The organism is Schauerella aestuarii (assembly GCF_009866805.1).
GTDB classification, from domain to species: domain Bacteria; phylum Pseudomonadota; class Gammaproteobacteria; order Burkholderiales; family Burkholderiaceae_B; genus Schauerella; species Schauerella aestuarii.
Genome location: NZ_SIZW01000038.1, coordinates 180,190 through 201,001 on the forward strand (window position 1 = coordinate 180,190; position 20,812 = coordinate 201,001).

20 protein-coding genes are annotated in these 20,812 nt (G+C 61.4%); 13 read left to right on the top strand and 7 right to left on the bottom strand.

Going from position 1 to position 20,812, the window contains the following annotated elements; all coding sequences use genetic code 11:
* Positions 1-25 precede the first annotated feature (25 nt).
* Entirely contained in the window at positions 26-475 is a 450-nt protein-coding gene (gene dut, locus EYW45_RS02410; RefSeq protein WP_161133784.1) for a dUTP diphosphatase, read from the top strand.
* On the opposite strand, the gene ehuA is transcribed toward dut, so the two are convergent.
* From ehuA to EYW45_RS02440, 6 genes are all read right to left on the bottom strand, one after another.
* The gene (gene ehuA / locus EYW45_RS02415; protein ID WP_161133785.1) at positions 476-1,246 is read right to left on the bottom strand and encodes an ectoine/hydroxyectoine ABC transporter ATP-binding protein EhuA; all 771 of its coding nucleotides are present in this window, start codon (positions 1,244-1,246) and stop codon (positions 476-478) included.
* A complete protein-coding gene (ehuD, locus tag EYW45_RS02420) occupies positions 1,243-1,914 on the bottom strand; it encodes an ectoine/hydroxyectoine ABC transporter permease subunit EhuD (RefSeq protein ID WP_161133786.1) in 672 nt (223 codons plus the stop codon). Before ehuD ends, ehuA begins: the two co-directional genes overlap by 4 nt.
* Positions 1,911-2,552 (bottom strand): ectoine/hydroxyectoine ABC transporter permease subunit EhuC, encoded by a 642-nt coding sequence (gene ehuC, locus EYW45_RS02425; RefSeq protein WP_161133787.1) that lies wholly within the window; start codon positions 2,550-2,552, stop codon positions 1,911-1,913. Before ehuC ends, ehuD begins: the two co-directional genes overlap by 4 nt.
* 85 nt (positions 2,553-2,637) lie before the next feature.
* Positions 2,638-3,531, bottom strand: a complete 894-nt coding sequence (ehuB, locus tag EYW45_RS02430) for an ectoine/hydroxyectoine ABC transporter substrate-binding protein EhuB (protein ID WP_161133788.1) — start codon at positions 3,529-3,531, stop codon at positions 2,638-2,640.
* A 252-nt stretch (positions 3,532-3,783) separates the two neighbouring features.
* Positions 3,784-4,941: an ABC transporter substrate-binding protein gene (locus tag EYW45_RS02435; protein WP_161133789.1), complete on the bottom strand. Its 1,158-nt coding sequence runs from the start codon at positions 4,939-4,941 to the stop codon at positions 3,784-3,786.
* A gap of 150 nt (positions 4,942-5,091) precedes the next feature.
* Positions 5,092-5,751, bottom strand: coding sequence for a GntR family transcriptional regulator (locus tag EYW45_RS02440; protein ID WP_328703580.1), 660 nt, complete (start codon positions 5,749-5,751; stop codon positions 5,092-5,094).
* Between the two features lie 276 nt (positions 5,752-6,027).
* On the opposite strand from EYW45_RS02440, the gene hydA reads away from it, so the two are divergent.
* The 10 genes from hydA to EYW45_RS02490 all read left to right on the top strand — a co-directional run bounded on the left by hydA (position 6,028) and on the right by EYW45_RS02490 (position 17,800).
* The gene (gene hydA, locus EYW45_RS02445) at positions 6,028-7,494 is read left to right on the top strand and encodes a dihydropyrimidinase (RefSeq protein WP_161133791.1); all 1,467 of its coding nucleotides are present in this window, start codon (positions 6,028-6,030) and stop codon (positions 7,492-7,494) included.
* A gap of 20 nt (positions 7,495-7,514) precedes the next feature.
* Complete coding sequence (locus EYW45_RS02450; RefSeq protein ID WP_235938769.1) at positions 7,515-8,960, top strand: amidohydrolase family protein; 1,446 nt, start codon at positions 7,515-7,517, stop codon at positions 8,958-8,960.
* Between the two features lie 52 nt (positions 8,961-9,012).
* Positions 9,013-10,632 (top strand): ABC transporter substrate-binding protein, encoded by a 1,620-nt coding sequence (locus EYW45_RS02455; RefSeq protein WP_161133793.1) that lies wholly within the window; start codon positions 9,013-9,015, stop codon positions 10,630-10,632.
* 326 nt (positions 10,633-10,958) lie between these two features.
* The gene (locus EYW45_RS02460) at positions 10,959-11,711 is read left to right on the top strand and encodes a GntR family transcriptional regulator (RefSeq protein ID WP_161133794.1); all 753 of its coding nucleotides are present in this window, start codon (positions 10,959-10,961) and stop codon (positions 11,709-11,711) included.
* Positions 11,708-12,463, top strand: coding sequence for an ABC transporter ATP-binding protein (locus EYW45_RS02465; RefSeq protein ID WP_161133795.1), 756 nt, complete (start codon positions 11,708-11,710; stop codon positions 12,461-12,463). Before EYW45_RS02460 ends, EYW45_RS02465 begins: the two co-directional genes overlap by 4 nt.
* A complete protein-coding gene (locus EYW45_RS02470) occupies positions 12,460-13,254 on the top strand; it encodes an ABC transporter permease (RefSeq protein WP_161133796.1) in 795 nt (264 codons plus the stop codon). Before EYW45_RS02465 ends, EYW45_RS02470 begins: the two co-directional genes overlap by 4 nt.
* Positions 13,255-13,473: 219 nt before the next feature.
* Positions 13,474-14,463: an ABC transporter substrate-binding protein gene (locus EYW45_RS02475; protein WP_161133797.1), complete on the top strand. Its 990-nt coding sequence runs from the start codon at positions 13,474-13,476 to the stop codon at positions 14,461-14,463.
* A gap of 111 nt (positions 14,464-14,574) precedes the next feature.
* The gene (locus EYW45_RS02480; protein WP_202444552.1) at positions 14,575-15,579 is read left to right on the top strand and encodes a zinc-binding dehydrogenase; all 1,005 of its coding nucleotides are present in this window, start codon (positions 14,575-14,577) and stop codon (positions 15,577-15,579) included.
* A 137-nt stretch (positions 15,580-15,716) separates the two neighbouring features.
* Positions 15,717-16,142 carry a PaaI family thioesterase gene (locus tag EYW45_RS02485; protein ID WP_161133799.1) on the top strand — a complete coding sequence of 142 codons (426 nt, stop codon included), beginning with the start codon at positions 15,717-15,719 and terminating at the stop codon, positions 16,140-16,142.
* Positions 16,143-16,249: 107 nt separating this feature from the next.
* Entirely contained in the window at positions 16,250-17,800 is a 1,551-nt protein-coding gene (locus tag EYW45_RS02490; protein WP_161133800.1) for a class I adenylate-forming enzyme family protein, read from the top strand.
* Between the two features lie 53 nt (positions 17,801-17,853).
* Here EYW45_RS02490 and lhpI read toward each other — a convergent pair whose 3' ends face one another.
* Positions 17,854-18,795, bottom strand: coding sequence for a bifunctional Delta(1)-pyrroline-2-carboxylate/Delta(1)-piperideine-2-carboxylate reductase (lhpI, locus tag EYW45_RS02495; RefSeq protein ID WP_161133801.1), 942 nt, complete (start codon positions 18,793-18,795; stop codon positions 17,854-17,856).
* A gap of 121 nt (positions 18,796-18,916) precedes the next feature.
* Between lhpI and EYW45_RS02500 the strand changes: the two genes are divergently transcribed.
* Both EYW45_RS02500 and EYW45_RS02505 read left to right on the top strand, forming a co-directional pair.
* Positions 18,917-19,342 carry an OsmC family protein gene (locus EYW45_RS02500; protein WP_161133802.1) on the top strand — a complete coding sequence of 142 codons (426 nt, stop codon included), beginning with the start codon at positions 18,917-18,919 and terminating at the stop codon, positions 19,340-19,342.
* Positions 19,343-19,527: 185 nt separating this feature from the next.
* Positions 19,528-20,811, top strand: a complete 1,284-nt coding sequence (locus EYW45_RS02505; protein ID WP_161133803.1) for an Nramp family divalent metal transporter — start codon at positions 19,528-19,530, stop codon at positions 20,809-20,811.
* Position 20,812 lies beyond the last annotated feature (1 nt).

Below are 20,812 nucleotides of genomic sequence, written 5' to 3' on the forward strand. Positions count from 1 at the left end.
CGCGCTGCCATTACGCTGTGATCCGATGAAATCCGTAGCTTTAAAAATTATCGACGCGCGCATGCGCGATTGTTTGCCCGCCTATGCCACGCCCGGTTCTGCCGGCCTCGATCTGCGCGCCTGCCTGGATGCGGCGCTCGTGATCGAACCGGGTGCCACGCATCTGGTGCCGACCGGCCTGGCGATCCACGTGGACGACCCCGCGTATGCCGCCATGATCCTGCCGCGCTCGGGCCTGGGCCATAAGCACGGCATCGTGCTGGGCAATCTGGTGGGACTGATCGATTCCGACTACCAGGGACAATTGATGGTGTCGGTGTGGAACCGCGGCGCACAGGCGTTTACGCTGGAACCGATGGAGCGCATGGCTCAGCTGGTGATCGTGCCGGTGATGCAGGTCACGTTCGACATCGTCGATGAATTCGGCGATTCTTCTCGCGGCGCGGGCGGCTTCGGCAGCACCGGCCGCGGCTGATCATTCCGCTTCGATCACGGCCTGCAGGAACTGCTGGGTGCGCGGCTCCTGCGGGTTCTTGAAGAGCGATACCGAATCGGCATCCTCGACCACATTGCCCTGATCGAAAAACAGCGTGCGGTCGCACGCCCGCTCGGCGAACTTCATCTGATGGGTGACCATGATCATGGTCATCTCGCGCTTGGCCGAAAGATCCTGCATGATCTGCAGGATTCCGCCCACCAACTCGGGATCGAGTGCGGATGTCACCTCATCGAACAGCATGATCTCGGGCCGCATGGCCAGCGCGCGCGCGATGCCTACGCGCTGCTTCTGACCGCCCGAGAGCTGCGCCGGATACGCGTCGAATTTGTCGCCCAGCCCCACGAGATCCAGATACTCCTTGCCCCGCTTGGTGGCCTCGTCGCGCGACAAGCCCAGCACATGCATGGGCGCCTCGATCACATTGCCGAGCGCCGTGCGATGCGGAAACAGATTGAAGTGCTGAAACACCATCCCGATCTTGCCGCGGATGCGGCGCACATGTGCCGAGTTGGGCGCCATCGTGTTGCCGTTGGCATCCTTCCACATCGACTCGCCATCGATCAGGATCTCGCCTTCGGTGGGCTGATCCAGCGTCATCAGCATGCGCAACAAGCTGGATTTTCCCGACCCCGACGGGCCGATGATCGCCACGGTCTGATCTTTCGCGATCTCGAGATTGATACCGCGCAACACATGCAATTCGCCGTAGCGTTTGTGCAGATTCTTGATTTCGATGCTGGCGCTCATCGTTTTCCTCCGTAGCGGGCAAGTCGGTGCTCGAGTCGGCGCACGCCCCATGCAGCAGCGAGGCTGAGCAGGAGGAACATGATGCCGACGAGCGTCAGGGGTTCGGTATAACGGAAGGTGGCCGAGCCGATCATCTTGCTTTGCTGCAAGAGTTCGACCACGGTGATGGCCGACAGAAGCGGCGTGTCCTTGAACATCGCAACCAGATAGTTGCCCAAGGCGGGCACCACCGGCGGGATGGCCTGCGGCAACACCACGCCGACGGCCGTGCGAAACGGCGACAGGTTAAGGGCCGTCGACGCTTCGATCTGGCCGCGCGGCACCGCTTCGATACCGGCGCGGTACACCTCCGCGCAATAGGCGGCGTAGTGAATGCCGAGTGCCACGATACCGGTGACCAGGGGCGACATCTGCACGCCGGTGACGGGCAAGACGTAGAACAGAAAGTAGATCTGCACCAGCAGCGGCGTACTGCGAACGAATTCAATGAACACCGCCGCAGGTGCAGACACGATGAACAGCTTCGAGCGGCGCAGCAGCGCCAACGCGAGTCCCAGGGTGACGGCGAGCGCCATCCCGAGCACGGTGGCCTGTATCGTGATGATGAGCGCCTCGCCCAGGGTGGGCAGGATGCTGAAGGCGAAGGACCAGTCAAAAATCGGTGTCATCGGACTTTGAACCTCCTTTCGAGCAGGCGGATCCCCGCAGTGATGACCAGTGCGAGCGCGAAATACATCAGCAGCACCAGAATGAAAATATCGGTGGTGCGCAACGTATCGCTGCGCAGCAACTGGGCGCGGAATGTGAGATCGGTGATGGTGATGAGCGACACCAGTGCGGTGTTCTTCAACAATTCGATCAGCAGATTGCCGGCGGGCGGCAACATCGCCGGAAACGCCTGCGGCAGAATGATGCGGCGAATGGTTTGCGTGCGCGTCATGTTCAACGCCACCGCCGCTTCACGCTGACCCGGCGCTACGCCCGCGATCGCACCCCGCACCACTTCGGCACCATAAGCCCCGGCGTTCAAGCCCAGCACCACGATGCCTACGAGCATCGCCGGCAACTGCACACCGAAGAGCGGCAGCACGAAATAGAACCAGAACAACTGCACCAAGGCCGACGTCCCGCGGAACACTTCCACGTACGTCATCGCCGTCCAGCGTACGGTGCGCAACGTGGACAGGCGGCCCAGCCCCGCGAGCAATGCCAACGGGATGGCGAGCGCAGCCGCGCCCAATGTGATCTTGACGGTCACCCAGAGCCCTGTGGACAGGGCTCCTACAAGTACGTCGTAATCTTCCATGAAATTTCTCCTTGCGTGGCCGATCGCCGAATGCCGAACGCTGATCGCGCGCCGGGCGGGTCAAGTCAATCGGCCTGCATGTCGTTCAACCCGCGCACAACTTGGCGGTGGTCACTCCGGTGGGCAATTCGGCGGTCGAAAAGCCGAAGGGATCGACGATCTTGCGGTGTTCCTCGGTACCGATCAGTTTGGTCAGCTCGGCATTGAACGCGTCTCTGAATTCCTGATCGGCATTGCGAAACGCGAACGCGCCATAGCCGCGTACATCCTTGCCGTCGATCACCGGATCGGTGAACGGCTCGGCGCGCTCCAGCCCGTCCTTGGGCTTGGTCTTGGTCATCAGATCGGCGATGGTCAACGCCGTGCCGGCATAGGCATCCGCACGTCCAGCCTGCACGCCGGACAGCGCGCTCACCGGATCGGGGAACACGATCACTTGTTCGGAGGGAATCTGCAGTTTCTCGGCGTAGTCGCCTTCGATCGCGCCCACGACCACACCCAGGCGAGCATCCTTGTTTTTCAGGATGTCTTCGTAGCTGTGCAATTGTTTTGGATTGCCCTGCTGCACCAGGAAGGCTTCGCCGACGCCGTAAGTGGGCTCGGAAAACAAGGCCTGTTTGCAGCGATCGGGCGTAACGTACATCCCGGCCGCAATGATGTCGAAGCGGCCGGCCTGCAGGCCGGGAATCAACGAGCCGAACTCGGTCAGCACGCCGTCGACCTGATCCACGCCCATGCGCTTGAGCACCACGCGTGCGATTTCGACAGCCTCGCCGGTAACCTGATTCTCGTCGCTGCGCATGAATGCATACGGCGCTTCGTTGGCATAGCCCACCCTGATCTTCTTGGCGGCCTTGACCTTTTCGAGCGTGCTTTGCGTGGCAGCAGCATCCTGCGTGCGGTCTGAACATCCCGCGAGCATCACGGCACCCGCAGCAAAGGCCGCAACGCCCATCCATCGGAGATGGCGTAACGTCATTGGCTTCTCCCTCTTGCCTGGTTGTTCTACTTATGAAGGGCAAGATACTAGCGAGAAACCCAAAGTGTTACGACCCGCCGCGAGATCGAACTCGGCGCAGAAGGTGTAATAATTGGTTGTATTTTTTTATTTTTTGTCGCGATTAGCGACACGTATCGCGCCTTGCCTCAAGAGCCGCAAGTAACAACGGAGACGCTTAACACGTCTCCGTCAAAAAAATCGGTCGTAGGATTTAGTGACGATATCGCCGCATTATTGCGGCGCGTAAGCGAACTTGCCGTCTTTTACCGTTCCCATCACTCGGGCGCGGTCGTCAAAACCCTGATGGTTATCGGCCGTGATGTTGAGCACGCCATTGGGCACGATCAGATTATCGGTACTGGCCAAAGCATCGCGCAAGGCGCGGCGGAACTCGGGCGTACCGGGCTTGGTGCCACCCGCCAGCGCCCGCGTGACGGCGGAGTCGAGCAACATCCAGGCGCCAAACGCGTCGCCCGCAAATTGCGTGAGCGTGTCCTTGCCGTACTGCGCCTCATACTTGTCGGCAAACGACACCGCGACTTGCTTGACCGGATTGCTGTCGGGCAATTGGCGCGCGACCACGCCCGGGCCCGTGGGAAACAGCGTGCCTTCGACGTCCTTGCCACCGATCTGCAGGAACTCGAGCGTACCGATGCCGTGCGTTTGATAGATCGGCCCTTTGTAGCCGCGTTCGACCAGCGTCTTCTGCGGCAGTGCGGCCGGCGTGCCGGAGCCGGCGATCAGCACGGCGTCGGGTTTGGCCGCCATGGTCTTGAGCACCTGACCGACCACCGATGCATCGGTGCGCTGGAAGCGCTCTTGCGACACGACCTCGACGTCCTTGCCGGCGACGTCCGAAAACTCTTTCCACCAGCTATCGCCATACGAATCGCTGAAGCCAATGAACGCTACGCGTTTCACGTTGTTCTTCTTCATATGGTCGACCAGCGCGGATGCCATCAGCGAATCGTTCTGCGGCATCTTGAACGCCCAATGTCGCTTCGGGTCGCTCTGCGGTTCGACGATCGTGCTCGACGCGGCCAACGCAATCATGGGCGTACCGGTTTCGGCGAGCACATCCAGGGCAGCCAGCGCGGCGGCGGTGATATTCGGGCCCACGATCGCATCGACGCGATCTTCCGACGTCAGCTTGCGCATGTTCTTCACCGCCCGGCTCACATCGGTGCCGTCGTCGAGCACCACATAACGCGCGGGCTGACCGCCCAACGTGGCGGGCCACAGGCGGATCGCGTTGTTGCTTTGAATGCCGATGGCCGCGGCCGGGCCGGTGGTCGACAGGTCGACACCGATCGTGATGTCGGCACGTGCGACGCCAACGGACAACGTCAACAATCCGGCGGTGGCCAGGGAAACAACAATGCGCAACATGAAAACCTCGACGGCAAAAGAGATAAGGAGACAGCCCGCATTTTGCCCTAGTCGCTGTTCCTGTGCGTACGCAACGGTGCTATCCCATTTCGCATGCAGGCGGAAAACTCGAGTCAATCAGGCCGTTGTCAGTACCCCGATCTCGCCACGCTAATCCCGCACTTTGAACACATCTTCCAAATCCGTCGACTCTTCGGGCGGCTCCAGCTTGACGCTTTGCTCGATATGGTCCAAGTGCTGGAGCGTCAGGGATTCGGCCAGTGCCACATTACGCGCGGATATCGCCTCGATAATGAGTGCATGCTCGTCGTGGCGGCAGGTCGTGGCGGTGGGTAGGTTATATAGAAAAATCACCAGACACGTCAGCGTCGATAACTCGCGCATGATGCGCGCCAGTTCGGCATTGCCTGAGAGTTCGCTTAGCAGCACGTGAAATTCGCCAGACAGCCGAATGATCGATCGTTTGTCCCGACGTGCGCGCGCGTCCTGCTCCAGAAGCTCGTGCGCATGCAGCCGCTCGAGTTTTTCGGACGTGAGATTGCCACACAGGCGCCTGACGATCGCCGGCTCGATCACCCGTCGCGCTTCGAAGATATCGACTGCCTTTTCGATCGTGGGCTTGGCCACGTAAGCCCCACGCTGCGGATACAACTCAACGATCTGCTCGTGTGCAAGACGCGCCAACACCTCCCGAATCCGCGGTCGGCTGACCGCGAAAATTTCGGACAAGCGTTCTTCCACGAGTTTGGTGCCGGGCTTCAAACGGTTATCGAGAATGGCGTTATAGATCCGTTCATATACCTCTACCACCGTGCTCTCCCGCCTGCGACCGGCTTCCGGTAACGACGCAGTTTCGGACTTATCGGGCGGCGTTGGGGTGTGTGGCATAAGTGTGAGTCTGAGGCGAGAGATCGCGCAATAGTAAGGGGTCGGATACAACAAAAATGTTAACAATCCATTGATGGAATGTACATAGCAGGGTAATCGCTACTGTTATCAATCCAATCTACAGTCCTAGAATGGACTCACGGATCGATGCCTAGAGCGGTTGGGTCACTCGTCCAAACCCCCTCTTCAAGCGCAGCCATGTCCCCCTCATTCGACTACGACACGGTCATTCGCAACGCCATCATTGCGACGGCCAGCGATACCTACCATGCGGATATCGGGATCGTCGCCGGCAGGATCAAGCAGATCGGAACAGGACTCGCGCGAGGTCGACGCGACATCGACGCCGCCGGCCGCGTGGTGACGCCGGGCGGCGTCGATGCTCATTGCCATCTCGACCAACCCATGGCACCTCCGGTCAAACTGTCGGACGATTTTTTCTCCGGAACCCGTTCCGCGGCTTGCGGCGGCACAACCACCGTTGTTCCATTCGCCGCGCAGGTGCGTAGCGAAAATCTGCAGACCGCGATCGACGATTACCACCGGCGAGCCAGTGGACGCGCCTGCGTCGACTATGCGTTTCACCTGATCCTGACCGACCCCCGTCCTGAAATCCTGCAAGACCTGCCGCGTCTGATCGCAGCCGGCTACACGTCGTTCAAGCTTTACATGACTTACGACGCGCTCAAGCTCACCGACGGCCAGATCCTGGATGTACTCGACGTGGTTCGCACCCACGGCGGCATGCCGATGATCCATGCTGAAAACGCCGACTGCATCGCTTGGCTGACCCGAAAACTTGAAGCGGCAGGACGAACGGCGCCGCGCTACCACGCCACGTCGCGGCCCCTATTGGTCGAGCGCGAGGCCGCGCATCGCGCCATATCATTGGCCGAACTTGTAGACACGCCAATTCTGCTTGTGCACGTGTCGGGCAGCGAGGCTGTCGATCAAATCCGGCAGGCGCGCGCGCAAGGCTTGAACATCTACGCCGAGACCTGCCCGCAATACATTTTGTTGACCGAAGCCGATCTGGGCACCGACGCAAGTTACTTCGGAGCACGTTGCGTATGCAGCCCGCCACCACGTGACAAATCCAGCCACGAAGCCATCTGGCAAGGACTGGCCGATGGCTTGTTCAGCGTGTTTTCGAGCGACCACTCCCCTTTCAATCTAACGGGCGATGACGGCAAGGCGCCTGGCGGCGAGGAAGTGCGCTTTCGTCATATTCCGAACGGCATTCCGGGCATCGAAACGCGTCTGCCGTTGCTGTATTCGGAAGGCGTGCTGGGCGGACGCATCAGTGTAAACAAGTTCGTCGAACTGACTGCCACGCATCCCGCACGGATGTACGGCCTTTATCCCCGCAAGGGCACCATCGCCATCGGCAGCGACGCCGATCTCGTGATCTGGGACGCGCGCAATTTCTGCTTGAGCAACGACGATCTTCATCACGCCTGCGACTACACGCCCTATGAAGGGATGACATTGAATGCCTGGCCCGCGATGACCTTGCTGCGCGGCGAAGTGGTGTGGGATGGCAAGACATTTTCAGGCCATGCCGGCGCCGGCCAATTCATCGCCCGCGGATTGCCTTCCATTCCTCGCGTCAGCGCACGTGCCGAAACCCCGACCGACTGGCGCACCGCCTGCCAAGTCAGTTGATCCAAACGTTTCACCTGGAGATGACTTTGACTACCACCCTGATCAAGAATGCGGCTTGCGTCGTTGCATGGGACGCTGCCCGTGCCCGGCATGTATACATGAAGGATGCCGATGTCGCGTTTTGCGACGGCACCATCACTCATGTGGGACTTGGCTACGTGCCCGACGCGCTGTGCGTGACCGTAAGTGGTGCGGGAATGATGGTCATGCCGGGGCTGGTCGACGTACACAGCCACTTGGTACATGAGCCTATCAACAAAGGCTACACCGACGAAACGGGATCGGCCGGACTCTACAATTCGAACCTGTATGAGTTCATGCCGACGATGTCGGGTGATGCCGAAGCGGCACCGGCACAACTGACGCTTGCGGCGTCCGAACTGCTGATGTCCGGCGTCACCACCGTGGTCGATATGTCGATCGCGCACGAGAGCTGGATCGACATCCTGGTACAGAGCGGGTTGCGGGCGTATGTCGCCCCGATGTTTCGTTCGGCACGCTGGTACACCCGCAACGGCCACGTCGTGGAGTACGACTGGAACGAGCAAGCGGGCATCAAAGGGATGGAGCAGGCGTTGGCGTTGATCGATCAGGCGCAGGCCCATCCTTGCAACCGCTTGGCCGGCATGCTCGTACCTGCGCAGATCGACACGTGCACCCCCGAACTGCTGCAGGCAAGTCATGATGAGGCGCGCCGCCGCGGCATCGGCTGGCAGACGCACGCAGCGCAGTCGCTTCCAGAGTTTCATGAGATCACGCGCCGGCATGGGCTGACACCAATTCAATGGCTGCACAGTTTGGGCGTACTCGATTCGCGCAGTCTGGTGGGGCACGCCATTTTCGTCGACGATCACCCCAATACGCATTGGAGTACCGACACCGATCTCTCGATCCTGGCGGATTCCGGTGCCAGCGTCGCGCATTGTCCAACCGTATTCATGCGCCGTGGCATGGCGCTACGCGATTTCGGACGTTACTTGCGCGCAGGCGTAAACATGAGCATCGGTACCGACACCTATCCGCATAACATGATTGAGGAGATGCGCCACGTTGGTTATCTGGCGCGACTGATGGCGCAAACGCCGCGCGCCGTGAGCACAGCCGACGTGTTTCACGCTGCCACCATCGGCGGCGCTACAGCCCTGGGCCGCGACGACATCGGGCGCGTGGCAGTGGGCGCACGGGCCGACCTCGTCATGGTGGACATGACGCATCATTTGATGCGGCCCTCGCGCGATCCCATCCGTAGCCTGGTTTATGCGGCTGCGGATCGCGCCGTACACACGGTCTATATCGATGGGTTGCGCGTCGTGCACGAGGGGCGCGTGGACTCGCTCGACTATCACGCTGCGGCCGAACAGGTCGACGCGGCGCAACGGCGCGCCGAGAAATTGGTGCCGAGTCGAGATCTGGTCGCCGGGCGCACCGCCCAACAAATGTCACCCCTTTCTTTCGAGTACGTCTGACCCGTTATATCAACGATGGCGGGGGCATACCCGCCACATCCAAGGGAAAATTATGAACACCGATTTTGCTGGGCGTCTTCCGGCCGCGTTGCTCGCTCGCGGCGCAATCAGCGTGGCACTCGCATTCAGTGCTGCAACCCTGGTGTACGCGCAAACGCCGGCCAATGTGCCGGCTCAAACGCTGACGGTTGTGATGGCGAGCAAGTTGACCGTACTCGATCCCGTACTGACGGCATCGCACCAGACACGCAACCACGGCTACATGATCTACGACACGTTATTGGCCACCGATGCCAACAACAAAGTGCAGCCGCAGATGGCGCGATGGGAGGTGTCGGCCGATGGCAAAACCTACACCTTCGTCTTGCGCGACGGCTTGAAATGGCACGACGGCGCGCCGGTCACGGCCGACGACTGCGTGGCCTCCATCAAACGCTGGGCCCAGCAGGACCGAATGGGCCGGCAAATCACCCCCCACATTGCCGGCATGAATGTCGTCGACGACAAAACCTTTACGGTCGTGCTCGATACCCCTCTGGATTTGGCTGCCGCCCTGGGCAAACCCAGCGGACTACCCAGCTTCATCATGCCCAAGCGCGTCGCCGCCACACCGGCCACGCAGGCCATCACCGACTACACCGGCTCGGGCCCATTCAAGTTCGTGCAGGCGCAGTTTCAACCCGGCGTGAAATCGGTTTATGAAAAGAATGCCGACTATGTGCCGCGCAGCGAGGCGCCCAGCGCAACCGCTGGCGGCAAACGGGTGTTCGTCGATCGCGTCGAATGGATCGTCATGCCAGACGCGATGATCAGTGCAAACGCGCTCATGAGCGGCGAGATCGATTACCTCGAAACCGTGCCGTTTGACATGACCGCGCTCGTCAAGCAGGCGCCCGACGTGACGCTCAAGGTGCTGGATAAGCTCGGTTATCAACCGATGTATCGATTCAACCAAACGCAAATACCGTTCAACAACAAGCTGGTTCGTCAAGCGGCCATGTATGCCGTTGGACAAGAGACGATCCTGCAGGCTCAAGTTGGCGATCCGGCATTCTTCAGCACATGCGGCGCGGTCTTCGGTTGCGGCCTGCCCTACGCAAGCACCACGCGTGCAGACATGATCGTGCCGTCAAACATCGAGCGCGCAAAGCAGTTGCTGAAAGAAGCGAACTACAACAACGAGCCGATCGTCATCTTGCAAGCCACTGACATTCCCACCGCCTCCGGCATCCCTGTGGTGATGGCGCAGCAATTGCGCCAAGCTGGCTTCAACGTCTCGCTGCAAGCCATGGATTTTATGACCATGCTGTCCCGACGGGCCAATCGTGAGTCGGCGGACAAAGGCGGTTGGAGCATCTTCGTCACCACGTGGCACGTAAGCGAAATTGCCGATCCGCTGCGCAACTATGGCGTGTCGGCCAACGGCGATAAGGCGTGGTTCGGCTGGCCCACCGTGCCAAAGGTGGAAGCCCTGCGCGACGAATTCCTGCTGGCGCGCAACGATACCGAACGCAAAGCCGCTGCCGAGCAGCTGCAGGATGTGATGCTCGACGAAGGGGTGGCGATTACCCTGGGCGAAATCCACACGGCGGCCGCGTATCGCAACACCCTGAGCGGTGTGCTGGAATCTCCGGCCCCAGTGTTTTGGAACATCAAGAAATCGGCGCAGTGAACGTCGCTCGCACTTGAAGCCGACGGGGAAGGCGCCGACTGAAACATGCTTTCTGAGTTGAGATAGCACCCTTCATCGAGCATCGGGCGAATACGCGACGGCCCCGCATCGTATGCGGGGCCTTCCGCGCCATCCATCGCGTCATCGTTCCTACTCTCTTATCGAAGCTGATAGCCACGCGTGCAAACCCGCATATGCGTGAGCGATATGAGCTAACTACAAATCGGTTGTTCGTCACAGCGGTTCACCTACCTAGACTGAAGCCTTGTTTGAGCAGCACTCACACATTCTGTGAGCCGCTCACAGCTTTACAGAGAGGCACGCACATGAGCGCAACGGCATTACAGACCATCGCAGACGCTGCGCAAGATACCCCGGCGGTTGCTGCGTTGAGCAGTGGCGACGATGCGTATGCACGACTGCGCCGCGACATCCTCTTGTGCCGCCTGGCGCCCGGCGCCACCGTCACCGAGCCCGAACTGATGAGCGCGTACACCTTGGGCAAAAGCAGCTGCCGCATTGCGCTCGTGCGTTTGATCCATGACGGGTTGGTGGTGTCGCGTCCGCGCAAGGGCTACCGCATCGCGCCGATCACGTTGCAAGATGTGGAAGAGGTATTTTCGCTGCGCGTGCAACTCGAACCGCTCGCCGCACGACTCGCCACGGGCCGCGTGGATATCGCCGAACTGCGTGCCCTCGAAGCGGCGTGCCGCGTGCGTCATCCAGAGCTCGACATCAACGACCAGATCGACGCTTTCATGCACGCGAACAACGCCTTTCACCTGGCGATCGCACTTGCATCGGGCAACCAGCGTCTGCATCGCACGCTTTCAAACCTGATGGATGAAATGTCTCGCCTGGTAGCACTGGGCTTTGGCGTGCAGGGCACGAAGCCCGAGATCAAACACGATCACAACGCCATGATCGACGCCTTCGCCGAAGGCGACGGTAAGCGCGCAGAGCTCATTGCGCGCCGCCATGTCGAGACCTTTCAGGCGATGACGCTCGAGAAGGTATACGCCAGCCTGCGCGAAACGCGCGCGTTTCTGCCCATGCTCAACCGGGACAACCTGCCATGACCATCACCGTGGAATCCGCGCTCGAACTCAACGGCATCGGCAAGCACTTCGGTGCGCTGGAAGTGCTGCGCGACATCAACTTCGCCGTTGCCCCCGGTGAGATCGTCGCGCTGCTGGGCGCATCGGGATGCGGCAAGAGCACGCTGCTCAACATCATCTCCGGTTTGCTCGGCGCCGATCGCGGCACCTTGCGCCTCGATGGCGAGCCGTCGTCCTCGTATACGCAATGGTCTCGCGTGGCCTACATGTTTCAGGAAGATCGTCTCCTCCCCTGGCGATCGGTGCGCGACAACGTCGCCTTCGGCCTCGAGGCGACGTCGGTATCGCATGCCGAGCGCATCCAGCGAGCAGATGCGGCACTCGCGCTGGTCGGGCTCGAGCCCTTCAGCGCCTCGTGGCCGCACGAGCTTTCGGGCGGCATGCGCAGCCGTGTGGCCTTGGCGCGCAGTCTCGTCGTCGAACCCACCCTGCTCTTGATGGACGAACCGTTTTCAAAACTCGACCCACAGACGCGCAGCCAGATGCACGACGAAGTGCTGCGCCTGCAAACCTTGACCGGCGCCACGATCGTGTTCGTCACGCACGACGTAGAGGAAGCCGTGATTCTGGCCGATCGCGTGGTAGTGCTGGAACCGCGGCCCGGCCGCATCCGTGAGATCGTCTCTGTGAACCTGCCGCGCCCGCGCGTGCCCACCGATGTGGCCGTCACCGAACAAACCCGGCAACTGCGCTTGAAGGTGGTGCACGCATGAGCACACACACTGCTCCCCACCCACGCACGACCGCCTCGCGCGATCTCGCCGCGCTGATCCTGCAACGCACTGCGTTGACAGGGGTGGTCGTACTGCTGTGGTGGATCGCCGCTTCGCGCGTGCCCGCCTTTGTCTTGCCTGGCCCCCAACGCGTCTTCAGCGCGACGGTCGCGCTGGTGCAAAGCGGCACGTTCTTTCATGACGTGGGCACCACACTCTATCGCGTGCTGGCAGGCTTCGCGCTCGGCGCGATCATCGGCACGCCACTGGGCATCGCGGTGGGGTCGAGCCGTGCGCTGGCACGATTGTTCGAACCGCTGCTGGCCGTGCTCAACACCGTGTCGTCCGCGATCTGGGCCGTGTTCGCCATCATCTGGTTCGGTATATCCAATGGCACCACGATCTTCGTCGTGTTCATGACGGCCATGCCGTTGATCCTCACCAGCGTATGGCAAGGCGCGAAAACCGTCGACATTCAGCACGTGGATCTGGCGCGCAGCTTTCGCATGAGCCGTCTGCAGATCCTGCGAAAGGTCTACCTGCCTACGATTTTGCCGGCCTTCTTCGGTGGCGCCCGGCTGGCGTTCGGCTTCGGCTGGCGCGTGTCGCTGGTGGCCGAGACGCTGGGCTCGTCCGACGGCATCGGCTACCGGCTGCGCCAGGCCGCCGATCTGGTTCAGACCGATCAGGTATTTGCCTGGACCGTACTCCTTATCACGCTGATGCTGCTGATCGAAAGCGGCATCCTCAAACCGCTCGAACGATATCTGTTTCGCTGGAAACCGCAGTAGTCATGATGCAGGGGCTTGATCGCCCACCGTCGCCGCCCGCATTTGATTTTGCATTTCGCCTCTTCAGTCTGCCTTCGTATTTCGCGCTTGCACTTCGTCTTCGCATTCTGGATGCGCACTTCGCCTTTCAAATTTCGCGTTTTGCAGTTCGCGTTTCGCATTTCACATTGCGCCGTTCACTTATTCGCTATCTCGTCACCGACCAGGAACCTTGCCATCATGAAACTCAAAGCCCTCTTCACCAGCGCCGTGGTCGCTGCTGCCGCACTTACCGCCACCCTACCCGCCCATGCCGCCGAGAAAGTGCGCATCGGCTACTGGAGCAGCGGCGTCAGCCTGGGGTTGGGTGCCGTGCTCGAAGCCAGCCCGTTCCTGAAGAACCAAGGCCTGGAGGTTGAGTTCGTCAAGTTCCCGGACGTGAACGCCCCGCTGCGCGCGCTGGCCTCCAACTCGATCGACCTGGCGTTCGGTGCCCCCGCCGCCGGTGTTTTCAGTGCTGCCTCCGACGGCGTGCCGATCAAGGTGTTTGCCGCCACGCAACCGGCCGACGTGCAATTCGTGGTGCCGGAAGGCTCGCCCATCAAAACCCTGTCCGATCTGAAAGGCAAGAAAGTGGGCATGTCGCCCGCCGGCAGCTCCGTTGCCGTGATCGCAGGCACCGTGCTCGCAGGTAATGCCGGCATCAAAGCCAATGACTTCTCGCTGGTGGGCGGCAACGAATCCCGGCTCGCGCAGTTCCTGGTTCAAAAGCAGGTGGACGCCGCCGCGTTGCGCTCGGTCACGGTTGCGCAACTCGATGAATTGAAGGTCACCCGCATTGGCACCTTCGCCGAAGAATGGCAGAAGCTCACCAAGACGGATGCCGTGCCCTACATCGGCATCGGCGCGGTGCGCAGCGAGTTCGTGGCGCAGCACTCCGACACGGTGGCCAAAGTGATCGCCGGCTTGCGCCAGACATTGGCATGGGGCGACACGCACCGCGATGAGGTCGTGAGCATTCTGCAAAAGAGCGCGAACCTGCCCGAGAAAGACGCCAAGGTATACGTGAGCCTGTGGAACGACATGAACCGCGTGAGCTTCGAGCCCGCCGACATCGCCACGCTAAAGCTGCAACACAAAGCCTTCGTTGAAAGCGGCGCCATCAAGGGCGACATCAGCGACGACCTCTTCGTGAGCGGCCCATATACCGCCGCTAAAGCGATCAAGTAGGGCCATCAGGTAACTCATCTTCCAGGCCAGCGATCGGGCGACGGCCTTCTTACCAACACGTCGTCGCCCCCCGCCATCCCATCCATCAAGGAGCATCACTTGAGCAACACCATGAAAGCACTCGTTCTGTCGCAGCACGGCGATCTCGACCAACTGCAGGTCGTCACCGATCGCGCCCGTCCGCAAGCGACCGAAGGCCACGTCGTCATTCGCGTCAAAGCATCGTCGTTCAACTATCACGATGTGTTCACCGTGAAAGGCATGCCCGGAATCAAAGTGCCGCTGCCGGTCATCATCGGCCTGGATCTGGCCGGCGAGATCGTTGAACTCGGCGCGGGTGTCACCGGCTGGAATGTGGGCGACCGCGTACTCGTCAACCCGCTCAACCGCAGCAAAGGCCTGATGGGCGAAATGCTCGACGGCGGCATGGCCGAGTACTGCCTGGTATCCGAGCCGCAACTCATCGCCCTACCCGAAGCCGTGAGCTTTGAGGCCGCAGCCTCGTTGCCCGTGGCCTACGGCACCGCGCACCGCATGCTGATCACGCACAACACCGTAAAGGCCGGCGATCGCGTCTTGATCCTGGGCGCCAGCGGCGGTGTGGGCACCGCCTGCATCGTGCTCGCCAAACTGCTGGGCGCCGAAGTGATCGCCTGCGCCGGCAGCGACGAAAAAGCCGAACGCCTGAAGGAACTGGGTGCCGACCACGTCGTGAACTACCGCACCACCGACTTCTCGAAGTGGGCCATCGAACGCTACGGCAAGCCGCAACGCCGCAACTACGAAGGCGGCGTGGACGTGGTGATCAACTTCACCGGAGGCGATACGTGGCTGCCGTCGCTCAAGTGCATCAAGCGCGGCGGCACCCTGCTCGTGTGCGGCGCCACTGCCGGCCACGATCCCAAGGAAGACCTGCGCTACGTATGGAGCTTCGAACTCAACATCCGCGGCTCGAACAGCTTCTACGACGAAGACCTCAAAGCCCTGCTCAACCTGATTGCCGAAGGCAAGATCGAACCCATCATCGATCGCGTGCTGCCCCTGGAACAAGCCGCCGAAGGCTTGGCCCTGATCCGCGACCGCGAAGTGCTGGGCAAGGTGGTGGTGGCGCCGTAAGGCGTGCAGACGTGACGGGCAAGGTCCAGAAAGCCCATCCACCGTGCGTTTGGCAATCCAGCACGCACGACGCCATTTGCATGCACTGCGGCGCTTCATCGCCGCGTGCGAACCGATTCAATCAAAGGAAAGATTCAATGACTTCAACTGCCCTTCCCACGATAGAAGAGATCGAAGCCAAGCTGCAACGCGGCCCTTATCACCAATGGCTCGGCATCACCGTCGAATCGGTGGGCGAAGGTGAAATCACGCTGCGCGCGAAATGGCGCGACGAATGGGTCGTCAATCCCGACAAAGGCTATACGCACGGCGGCATCCTCGCCGCATTGGTCGATCTGACCGCGGACTGGGCGCTCGTCTCCAAAACCGGCCGTGGCGTGCCCACCATCGATCTGCGCGTGGACTATCACCGCCCCGCGCCGCCGGGTGACTTGCGCGTGACCGGCAAGGTCATCAAGTTCGGCTCGCAGATCTCGGTAGCGGAAGCGCAAGTGTTCGACATCGACAACAAGCTGGTCGCCAGCGGCCGCGGCGTCTACTCGACCGCGGTTCCCAAAGCGTAAGCGCAGCGCCGAGCCGTCAGTGCCGCGCAACGCGCGTTGACGCTGATTCTCGCCAGACCGCGCGATCGCACGACTCGCACGGCTCGGCCATCATGAGACACATTGCCATGAACACCGCTGGAAATCTGGGCGCCATCATCGACACCGCCCGCGATCTGGACAAGATCGCACTGATCGGTGTGGACAGCGACGCGCAAGCGCCGGCGCGCCACTACAGCTATCGCAACATCGATGCGCTTGCCAACGGCGTAGCCCGCACGCTCGCCGCACGCGGCTATGCGGCCGGCACCCGCATCGCCCTGCTCGCCGCCAACTCGGTGCCTTATGTGGCATCGGTGCTGGGCATCATGCGCGCGGGCTTGATTGCCGTGCCCGTGAACTTCAAATTTCCCCCTGCATTGATCGCTTATGTGCTGGCCGATAGCGGCGCGCAGCTGGTCTTCTACGATGCTGCGCGCCGCGATGCACTGCCGCCGGCGATCGATGCCGTTGCCTTGATCTCCGCAGAGGGCACACCGCTCGCCGGCTTCGCCGACCCCGGATCGTTCGACGCGGTGCAGCCCGCATCGGCTGACACCCCGGCCCTCATGCTGTACACCTCCGGCTCCACCGGCAAACCCAAAGGCGTGCTGCTGTCGCATGCCAGCCATCTCTGGATCGTGAACACCCGCCGCAGCGCCACCCCGCTCGATGAAGAACGCGCCCTGATTGCCGCACCCCTGTATCACATGAACGCGCTGGCGCTCATGCTGCTCTCGCTCGCGTCGCACGCCACCACCGTGTTGCTGCCCCAGTTCACGGCCGCCGAATATCTGCGTGCCATCGCGCAATACCGCTGCACCTGGCTCACTGCGGTGCCGCCGATGATTGCGATGATGCTGCAAGAGAAGGCGCTGATCGCCATCACCGATCTATCGTCGGTGCGCGTGATCCGCATGGGCTCCGCACCCGTGAGCCCAAGCCTGCTTGCCGCCATCCATCACCTCTTGCCCAACGCCCGCGTGATCAATGCCTATGGCACCACGGAAGGTGGACCCGTCGTGTTCGGGCCGCACCCGGAAGGCAAACCCACACCCCCATTATCGGTGGGCTATCCGCACCCGGCCGTTTCGATCCGGTTGGATCGTGGCGCAGAAAATAACGAAAACGATCAGGCCGACGCCGAAAACCAGGGCGTCCTCGCGCTCAAGAGCCCAGGCGTCATGCTCGGCTATCACCAACGTCCGGACGTCAAGCATCCTATCGGTACCGATGGCTTTTACGTCACCGGCGACGTGTTTCGCCGGGATGCCGACGGGTTCTATTACTTTGTAGGCCGCCGCGACGACATGTTCGTCAGTGGCGGCGAAAACATCTACCCGGGCGAGGTGGAAAAGATGCTGGAGCAGCATCCTGCGATCGAGCAAGCCGTTGTGGTGCCGGTGGACGACGACATCAAAGGCCAAAAGCCCGTGGCGTTTGTCGTGCAGCGCGCGGGCAGCACCATCGATGCGCAGGCGCTCAAAACATACGCGTTGGCGCATGCTCCTGCGTATCAACATCCTCGACAGGTGTGGTTTGTGGACGGCTTTCCGCTGGCCTCGACGAACAAGATCGATCGCAGTGCCCTGAAGGCTGAGGCGGCGGCGCGATTGAAAGCGTCGTTGAACAAGGGGTGATTGCCGCTGCCAAGCACGATAGGGTCGCGTCTTCCAGCAAGCCTCACCCGCGCCTAAGACGCACTCGCCTCATAGACCGCCTGCGCGGCCGTCAGATCCTCGATTGCGTTTCCGACCGCCTTGAAGATCGTGATCGCTGCCGCATCGCGCCGTCCCGCCGACTGCCCCGTAATGAGTGCGTGCAAATCGCCGGCAATGCCATCGCTTGCCAGCGCACCCGCCTCGATGGCCTGCAGCAAATCGCCCGACTTCTTCAGCGCCTCGAACGTATCCACAAATACTTGACCGTGCGCCCGTTCAAAGCACACCGCATCGCTCTCGATCATTACCGGCTTGAAGCTGCCGATCAGATCCAGATGCGTGCCGGGCCGCAACCACTCTCCCATCACCAACGGCGTTTCCGATAGCGTCGCGCAGCTCACGATATCCGCAGCCTGCACGGCCTCGCCGAGGTCAGGCGCGACCTCCGCCTGCCAGCCGGCCGCCTTCAAGGTATCGCCAAAGCGCGCCGCACTCTCCGGCCGGTGATTCCACACCAATACCCGCTCGATCGGACGCACACTACGCATCGCCTCGGGCAGCAACTGCGCAATGCGCCCCGTGCCCAGCACCAGAAGCGTTTTCGAGTCCACTCGGGAGAGATACCGCGCACCCAGGGCTGCAGCCGCCGCCGTGCGATAAGCCGTCAAGATATCGCCATCGAGTTGTGCCAATGGCACGCCCGTACGCGCATCAAACAACGTGTAGGTGGCGTGCAAGCCGGGCAAGCCGGCTGCGCCATTGTGCGGAAAGATGTTGATGATCTTCACGCCGTAATACCCATCGTTATTCCACGCCGGCATGATCAACGACGTGCCATGCGCGCCGCCCACTGAAATATCGTGCACATGCCGCGCGGGCACGTCCAGCGGCGCAGCGAAGGCGGCATCCAGTGCGGGTACCAGGCGCTCGAAGGACAAACCTTGAGCGGTGAGTTGTGCATTCAGAGAGAGCATTCGGTTTCCACAGGGCGCCAGCCGCGCCCGGCCCCGTCCGGCATGGCACGTGCTAGCGATTTACGGGTTCAACTACAGCGAGCGTGACGACCCCCGCCGCACCTCAACCAAGGAGTTTCGCATGAAAAAACACGCATCCGCAGTTTGGCAAGGCGACCTGAAAACAGGTAAAGGACAGATTTCGACCGAAAGCGGCGCCCTCAAGGCGCAGCCTTACGGCTTCAACACCCGCTTCGAAGGCGCACCGGGCACCAACCCGGAAGAATTGATCGGCGCGGCTCATGCAGGCTGCTTCTCGATGGCGCTCTCGATGATTCTGGGCGAAGCCAAGTTGACCGCAGACAAGATCGAGACCAAGGCCGATGTCACCCTGGACAAGCTGGATGACGGCTTTGCCATCACGGCGATCCACCTGACCGTTGTGGCGACCATTCCGGGTGCCGACGCCAAGGCATTCGAAGAAGCTGCCAACAAGGCCAAAGCCGGTTGCCCCGTTTCCAAGGTGCTCAACGCCAAGATCACCATGGACGCCAAACTGGCTTCCTGATCGAATCAAGTGGCGGCACTGGCCGCCGGTTGAAGCTCGAAAAAGCGCCCGCGCGATCGCGGGCGTTTTCGATCTCAGAACGTATTCGAGCAGTATCGCCAAAAACTATCGTTAGTTAGAATTCAATTAATTAGACGTTCAGCGCACCTCGCCGCACAATCACTGAGCCTCTCCTGGACGTCCGCATGCCCTCCCTCATTTTTGCTCTTGCCGGCAGCAGCGCAAGCGCCACCCGCAAAATCTCACCCAATCTGGCCCGCGTGGTCGGCCCGGGCTTGCTCGTGGCTGTGGGATATATCGACCCGGGCAATTGGGCCACAGACATTGCCGGCGGTAGCGGCTTCGGCTACGCGCTACTCTCGATCGTCATTTTGTCCGCCCTCATCGCCATGGGGTTCCAGGTGCTGGTATCTCGCACTGCGCTGGCCACGGGCGAGAATCTCGCCACGCTTACGGCCCGCCATTTGCCGCGCGGGGTCTCGCGCGCCTCCTGGATCGCCGGCGAGGCGGCGATTCTTGCCACGGCCCTGGCCGAACTCATCGGCGGCGCTATCGCGCTGCGTCTGCTCTTCGGGATCTCACTCATCAGCGGCGTCGCGATCACCGCAGTGGGCACGTTGACCGTGCTGGTAGTCGCCCGCGGCCGCGCCGAACGACACGAGAAGATCGTTGCGGTGCTGCTCGCCGTCGTGGCTGCTTCGTTCGTTTATCTGCTTTTCAAAGCCAACCCGGCATGGACTCAGGTCGCGACCGAAGCTGCCCAACCCGGCCATGCCCTGTCGGACTCACGCGGGTTCATGATCGCCTTGGGCATCCTGGGCGCCACGCTAATGCCCCACAACCTGTATCTGCATTCCGGCTCCCTCGCGGCCCAAGGTCGCGGTTTGACGGACATGTCGCGCGCGATCGCCATGCGACTGGCCAAGATGGACACCCTGGTGTGCCTCACCGTAGCAATGCTGATCAATGCCGCCATCATGATCGTGGCAGCGGCGTCGCTCTCGGGATCGCTCATTCCGGTATCAAGCCTGGACGCCGCGCATACCGCGATCGGGCAAACGCTGGGCATGGGCGCGGCGATCGTGTTTGCCGTGGCGCTTTACGCGGCGGGACAAAGCTCGACGATTACGGGCGTTCTTGCCGGTCGAGTGCTCTCCAGTGGCTTTGCATCGCATGCCGTTTCGGATAATCGCCGCGCGGTCATCACGCGGGTGATCGCAGCGATGGCGGCGATTGGGTTGTTGATCGAAAACGGCGGCCGCGATCCGGATAACTTGTTGGTATTGAGCCAGGTCATCTTGAGTCTGGCGTTGCCGTTCGCATTGATCCCGCTCACCTGGCTTGCCATGCGCCGCGATGTGATGGGCAAGTTCGTGCTGGCGAGAACCTGGGCGGTCATGGCCGTTTTCACGACCGGGGCAATCATCGTGCTGGACGTGTATTTGCTGGCCGACACCGTACTCGGCTAGG